This is a genomic window from Longimicrobium sp., assembly GCF_036280135.1.
Lineage (GTDB): Bacteria > Gemmatimonadota > Gemmatimonadetes > Longimicrobiales > Longimicrobiaceae > Longimicrobium.
This window is the reverse complement of the sequence record NZ_DASURI010000502.1, coordinates 1-5239: the sequence shown is the minus strand read 5'-3', so window position 1 is coordinate 5239 and position 5239 is coordinate 1. Positions and strand designations below refer to the sequence as shown.

The 5239-nt window shown below is 70.4% G+C and carries 4 protein-coding genes; all 4 read left to right on the top strand.

The genetic code is table 11. The annotated features are described in order from the left end of the window. The first annotated feature begins 363 nt into the window (after nt 1-363). The gene (locus VFZ20_RS16245) at nt 364-1650 is read left to right on the top strand and encodes a pitrilysin family protein (protein WP_329684960.1); all 1287 of its coding nucleotides are present in this window, start codon (nt 364-366) and stop codon (nt 1648-1650) included. Continuing rightward, nucleotides 1647-3026, top strand: coding sequence for a pitrilysin family protein (locus VFZ20_RS16240; protein ID WP_329684959.1), 1380 nt, complete (start codon nt 1647-1649; stop codon nt 3024-3026). The genes VFZ20_RS16245 and VFZ20_RS16240 overlap by 4 nt, the downstream gene beginning before the upstream one ends. A 615-nt stretch (nt 3027-3641) precedes the next feature. Further along, nucleotides 3642-4211: an NUDIX hydrolase gene (locus tag VFZ20_RS16235; RefSeq protein ID WP_329684958.1), complete on the top strand. Its 570-nt coding sequence runs from the start codon at nt 3642-3644 to the stop codon at nt 4209-4211. A 269-nt stretch (nt 4212-4480) separates the two neighbouring features. Then, the gene (locus VFZ20_RS16230; protein ID WP_329684957.1) at nt 4481-5116 is read left to right on the top strand and encodes a sigma-70 family RNA polymerase sigma factor; all 636 of its coding nucleotides are present in this window, start codon (nt 4481-4483) and stop codon (nt 5114-5116) included. The last annotated feature ends 123 nt before the right edge of the window (nt 5117-5239 follow it).

Genomic DNA, 5239 nt, shown 5'->3' with positions numbered 1-5239 from the left:
AAGCGCATTTCTCCCCCTCCCCCGCGAAGCGGGGGCAGGGGGTCGGGGGGAGGGGGCCCTCGCCCGCGGTAGAAGCGTACCTCATCCGCACGGTCTCGGCGGACCGCGGCCGTTGCCGTTGCGTGAGGGATGCGCGCCCGGAGGGCCGAGAACCCGGAGTGGCGGGGCAACACGCCGTATCGTTGCCCCGACGCGGAGGGGGCTCGGCGCCGTTGGGCACAGTCGTATCGTGCACTACGGCGCGCGCAGCCCGGCCCGGAGCGCAGCGGAGGGACACGCCCACACCCGTCGTCATTGCCGTCGCCGTACGAAGCAGTCGCCGTCGACAACGAGCGAGCTCAATCGCACCAGGACAGAGACCGGATGCAGATCCCCATCGAGCGGCACACGCTGGACAACGGCCTGCGCGTGGTGCTTTCGGAAGACCACACGCTGCCCATCGTGGCCGTGAACCTGTGGTACAACGTGGGCAGCCGAAACGAGCGGCCCGGCCGCACGGGCCTGGCCCACCTCTTTGAACACATGATGTTCCAGGGCTCGGCCAACGTGCCCGAGAACCAGCACATCGCCCTCGTGGAGCGGGCCGGCGGGTCCGTGAACGCCAGCACCTGGCTGGACCGCACCAACTACTACGAGACCCTGCCCGCCAGCCAGCTGGAGCTCGCGCTCTACCTGGAAGCCGACCGCATGGCCTCGTTCGTGGACGCGCTGACCCAGGAAAAGTTCGACAACCAGCGCGAGGTGGTGAAGAACGAGCGCCGCCAGCGCGTGGACAACGCCCCGTACGGCGACTGGGACGAGCGCATCCAGCGCCTGGTCTACCCCGACGACCACCCGTACCACCACTCGGTCATCGGCAGCATGGACGACCTGGACGCGGCCACGCTGACGGACGTGAGCGACTTCTTTCGCACGTACTACGCGCCCAACAACTGCGTCCTGACCCTCTGCGGCGACTTTGACCGCGCGGAGGCCCTGCGGCTCATCGGCAAGTGGTTCGGCGACATCCCGCGGGGCCCGGAGGTGCCGGCGCTGCCGGGGCGGGCCGAGGTGGAGCCCCTCCTGCTGGGCCAGGAGGTCCGCGAGACGGTGGAAGGCGCCGTGGCCGTGCCGCGCGTCTACCTCGCCTTTCGCATCCCCGCGTACGGGGTACAGGACTACTACGTGGCCGACGTGGTGACGGAGCTGCTGGCGTCGGGCAAGTCGGCGCGGCTGTACCGGTCGCTCGTGCGCGAGCGGCAGGTGGCGCGGGGGATCGCGGCGTTCGTGCTTCCCGTGGTCACGGGCGCGTCGGCGCTCATCCTGCGCGGCAACGTGCCGCCGGGCGCGGAGCCGGGACCCGTGGAGGCGGCGCTGCTGGAGGAGCTGGACGGGCTGGCCAACGAGCCGCCCACGCCGGCGGAGATGGACCGCGCGCTGGTGGCCCTGGAGGCGCGGCGGGTGATGGACCTGCAGAAGTTCAACGAGCGCGCGGACCAGCTGTCCATGCTGGCGACGTACTTCGACGCGCCGGAGCTCATCAACGACGAGATGGACCGATACCGGGCCGTGACGGCGGACGACGTTCGACGCTTCGTGCGGACGTACGTCGTGCCGGAGAACCGCGTGGTGCTCACCTACGTTCCCCAGGCCCCGCGGGAGGCCGCATGACGGACGGCATGCCGGACCGTACGCGCCCCCCCGCCCCGGGCCCCCTGCGCCCCTTTCACTTTCCGCCCGTGCACCGGCGCACGCTGGACAACGGGCTGCAGGTGATCGTGGCGGAGAACCACGCGTTCCCCGTGGCCACGCTGGACGTGATGCTGCCCTCCGGCGCCCTGGCCGAATCCGAGGATCGCGCGGGCACGGCGGCCCTCGTGGGCGGCCTGCTGGAGAGCGGCGCGGGCGACCGCGACGCGACGGAGATCGCCGAGGCCATCGACGCGCTGGGGCTGGTGTTCGAGAGCGGCTCGTCGTGGGACACGACCCTGGCGGGGATGACGGCGCTCACGTCGCGGCTGGAGGCGGGGCTGGAGATCCTGGCCGACATGGTGCTGCGCCCCGCCTTTCCCGAGCGCGAGGTGGAGCGCATTCGCGACGAGCGGCTGGCCATGCTCACGCAGCGCCGCGCGGACCCGTCGTCCGTGGCGGACGAGCTGATGACGCATTACACCTTTCCCGACGGCCACCCCTTTGGCCGGCGGCTGGCCGGGCCGGCGCGGACGCTGTCCACCCTCACGCGGGACGACGTGCGGGCGTTCCACGAATCGTTCTTCGTCCCCCGGGGCGCGTGGATCTGCGCGGCGGGCGACGTGACGGTGGACCAGGTGGCGGAGCTGGCCCAGCGCTGGTTCGGCGACTGGAAGGGCGCGCCGCCGCCCGCCCGCGTGCCCGAGGCGCCCAACCGCTTTGACCGTACGACGATCGTCCTCGCGGACCGGCCGGGCTCCGTGCAGAGCGAGGTGCGGGTGGGGCACGTGGGCATGGAGCGCACGGCGGACGACTTCTTCGCCGCCACGGTGATGAACGCCGTCCTGGGCGGCGTCTTTGCCTCGCGGCTCAACATGAACCTGCGGGAGCGGCTGGGCTACACGTACGGCGCCAGCTCGTCGTTCGGGCTGCGCAAGCTGCCGGGCACGTTCAGCATCTCGTCCGCCATCCAGAGCGACAAGACGGCGCACGCCGTGTCGGAGATGCTGCGCGACATGCGGCTGATGCAGGACGAGCCGGCCCCCGCGGAGGAGGTGGCCGACGCGGCGGGGTACCTGGCCGGCATCTTTCCCCTGCAGCTGCAGACGACGGACGGGCTGGCCGGCAAGCTCAGCACGCTGGCCGTGTACGGCTTTCCGGACGACTACTACGACCACTACCGCGAGGGGCTGCTGGCCGTCACGCCCGAGGACGTGCGCCAAGCCGCGCGCCGCCGCCTGATGCCCGACCGCGCCGCCGTCGTCGTCGTGGGCGACGCGTCGGAGCTGCGCGGCCCGCTGGAGGCGCTGGACATCGGCCCCGTCGAGGTGGTGGACGCCGACGCCGTGCTCGGCTGAACGGCGGGTACGAAGGCACGAAGGTACGAAGGTACGAAGGTACGAAGGTACGAAGGTACGAAGGTACGAAGGTACGAAGGTCTGCGCGCCCTCTCCCGTCGGTGGCGGGGGAGGGCGCGGCGTTGGATGTTGTGGAGGGAAGCCATTCGCGGCGTAGCGCGGGCGTTGTCATCCTGAGGGCCCTCACCGACCTGGGCTGGGCTGGATGCACGTGGCCCCGAAGGATCTTGCCGGCCCATCCTCGACCCTCGCGTATCGCGCGGAGACCGCCTGCGCGGGACCGAGCCCATCGGAGGACAGGCAGGGGAGGGGAGCGCGACGAGCGGGTTTGTGCCGGGCGCGGTATGCCCGCACCGGGGCGCAGTTCTCCCCCTCCTCCGCGACAGCGGGGGCAGGGGGCGGGGGGAGGGGGCCTCTCGCCCGTGCGAGCATTCCCGTCTTCGTGCACGAACCGTCCTTCCGTGGCCGCGCCTCCCGAGACCGAACTCCGCGCACCTTTGCCGCCCTCGCTTTTCTAAGCACTTGCACAGGACGCAATTAGGATCGTGTTAACGGGGCGCCGGACGGATTACGCGGCGCCCGCGAACCTCTCATCTTCCATTACGAGGACAACGGATGACGGAGCAGCCTAGCGTGGAACCCGGCCTGATCGAGCGGCGGCCGGTGCACAGGGGGCGGATCGTGGACCTGGGGGTGGACACCGTCCGCTTTCCCGACGGCTCCACGGGCGAGCTGGAGATGATCCGGCACTCCGGCGCGGCGGCCGTGCTGCCCGTGCTGAGCGACCCCGACGGGCCCGACCCGCAGATCGCCCTCATCCGCCAGTACCGCTACGCCTCCGGCGGCTACCTGTACGAGGTGCCCGCCGGACGCCCGGACCGCGAGGGCGAGCCGTGGGAGGAATGCGCCCGCCGCGAGCTGCGCGAGGAGACGGGGCTGGAGGCCGGGCAGCTGCGGCCGCTCACCAGCATCTGGACCACGCCCGGCTTTACGGACGAGAAGATCCACCTGTTCCTGGCGACCGACCTCACGAAGGGCGAGACGGAGTTCGACGAGGACGAGTTCGTGGAGACGGTGCCCATGCCGCTCTCCCAGGCCCTGCGGATGGTGCGCGACGGCGAGATCCAGGACGCCAAGACCATCTGCACCCTGCTGTACTGCGCGGGGTTCGTGTTCGGGATGTAGAAGGGGACGTCCGTCAGAGTTCGCACCGGACGAACGTTCTCTCGACAGCGCGTCGGTGCGACACTGGCCGGTGTCACTTTCTCTCGGACGCCGTCCCCTACGGGGGACAGCGCGCCGAAGCCGGGCGGCGGGGTAGATGGTGCGAAAGCATAGCAACCATGCGGGCTTTCGGCGCATCCAACCGTGAACGGCGCAGCGGGAACGGCGCGTGCCCTTCCTTGTTCCCCGTGAGACCCGCCCATCCGGTATCCCCCCAGGAGGTAGTCCCGATGTTCAAGGTCCTTGTCAGTGATCGGCGCTCGGAAGAGCGCTCGCCCCGCGAGCAGCTCAAGCAGCTGGACGACAGCGGCGTGGTGGCCGCCTTCCTGGACGGCAACAAGCGCGCGTTCGGCGAGCTGGTGGAGCGGTACCAGAACCGCCTGCTCAACTTCATCTACCGCACCACGGGCGACCGCGAGCGCGCCGAAGACCTGGTGCAGGAGACCTTCATCCGCGTCTACCGGCACCTGCACCGGTTTGACCAGACCAAGAAGTTCTCCACGTGGATCTACACGATCGCGTCGAACCTGGCCAAGAACGAGCTGCGCAACCGCTCGCGCAACCCGCTCGTCCTCTTCCAGACGCTGATGAAGAACCGCCAGGCGGACGAGCGTCCCCTGGAGTGGGAGGACAACACCTACCGGCCGGACGACCTGTTCCGCAAGCGCCACCTCAAGAGCCAGGTGGACGCGGCCGTGGAGCAGCTGCCGGAGCACCACCGCACCGTCTTCATCCTCCGCGAGATGGAGGGCAAGACGTACGAGGAGATCGCCGAGATCACGGCGACCAACCTGGGCACGGTCAAGAGCCGGCTGAACCGGGCGCGCAACAACTTTGCCCAGCTCATCGCGCCGGTGCTGGACTGAGGGGACGCCTCCCGTCGGGGGGCGGGATCTCGCACGCGGGGCCGGGCCGACGTTACGTCGGCCCGGCCTCTTGTTTATCCCGGACAGATCGCGCACGCGGGGAGGGCGTCTCGCTCGGGCGAG

Bases quoted from the DNA above. Each gene is read 5' to 3' on its own strand.
- VFZ20_RS16245 (WP_329684960.1), top strand. From the start codon at position 364: ATGCAGATCCCCATCGAGCGGCACACGCTGGACAACGGCCTGCGCGTG.
- VFZ20_RS16240 (WP_329684959.1), top strand. From the start codon at position 1,647: ATGACGGACGGCATGCCGGACCGTACGCGCCCCCCCGCCCCGGGCCCC.
- VFZ20_RS16235 (WP_329684958.1), top strand. From the start codon at position 3,642: ATGACGGAGCAGCCTAGCGTGGAACCCGGCCTGATCGAGCGGCGGCCG.
- VFZ20_RS16230 (WP_329684957.1), top strand. From the start codon at position 4,481: ATGTTCAAGGTCCTTGTCAGTGATCGGCGCTCGGAAGAGCGCTCGCCC.